The organism is Vibrio sp. 1731, assembly GCF_033339955.1.
GTDB lineage: Bacteria > Pseudomonadota > Gammaproteobacteria > Enterobacterales > Vibrionaceae > Vibrio > Vibrio alginolyticus.
This window is the reverse complement of record NZ_JAWOVO010000157.1, coordinates 1-1,080: the sequence shown is the minus strand read 5'-3', so window position 1 is coordinate 1,080 and position 1,080 is coordinate 1. Positions and strand designations below refer to the sequence as shown.

Here is a 1,080-nt window from a genome sequence, read left to right as displayed (position 1 = left end):
GCTATGCCGCGTTGGAAGATTACTACCAAGAGCAAGGACGGGACTGGGAACGTTACGCGATGATCAAAGCGCGCGTGATGGGATGCGAAATGTATCCGCAATATCAAGAGCTACGCAAAATGTTGCGTCCGTTTGTGTTCCGTCGTTACATCGACTTTAGTGCGATTCAGTCGTTGCGCCGCATGAAATCAATGATCAGCAGTGAAGTGCGACGTCGCGGTTTAACCAACAACATCAAGCTGGGTGCTGGTGGTATTCGAGAAATTGAGTTTATCGCGCAAGTTTTCCAACTGATTCGTGGCGGGCGAGAGCCATCTTTGCGCAATCGTGGCTTGCTCGAAACCCTAAGTGGTATTGAAGAGCTTGCACTGTTAACCCCGCAAGAAGTCAGCAATCTGGAAGCGGCATATAAATATTTACGCCAGCTAGAAAATCTACTGCAAGCAATGGCAGACAAGCAGACTCAAACGCTGCCCGATTGCGACATTGAGCGTTTAAAACTGGCAACTGCGATGCAGCTAGAGTCGTGGGAGCTGCTCATCGAACAAACTCAGCAGCACATGAATAAAGTGCATCAAGTATTTGAAACCTTGATTGGTGACGACGAAGAAGATGAGGGCAGCACGATTGCTCGTCATTTCCATGAATTATGGGATATGGCCAATAAACAAGATGTGCTAGAGCTGATTTTAGATCAGGACATTCATGTTGAAGAGCCCGCCATATTCTCTAAAGCTATCATCAACTTTAAAGCCGACTTGGCCAAGAAAACGCTCGGCCCCCGTGGGCGAGAGGTCTTAAACCGCTTGATGCCAAAAGTGTTTGACGCGGTGTTTGCCCACCCTGATGCGCAGTTTGGTTTACCGCGAGTGCTGCACTTACTGCACAATATTTGCACGCGCACGACGTACTTAGAATTGTTGGATGAACACCCTGCCGCATTGGTGCAGTTAGTGCGCTTGTGTACCGCAAGTCCGATGATTTCCGAACAGTTGTCTCGTTATCCAATCCTTCTGGATGAGTTGATAGATCCTCAACAGCTGTACAACCCAATTCCACTCGATAGCTATCGCACGGAAT

At 48.3% G+C, this 1,080-nt stretch carries 1 pseudogene; it reads left to right on the top strand.

Features of this window, described 5'->3' with window-relative positions:
- A pseudogene (locus R7035_RS25890) lies at positions 1 to 1,080 on the top strand (bifunctional glutamine synthetase adenylyltransferase/deadenyltransferase); the annotation flags it as partial.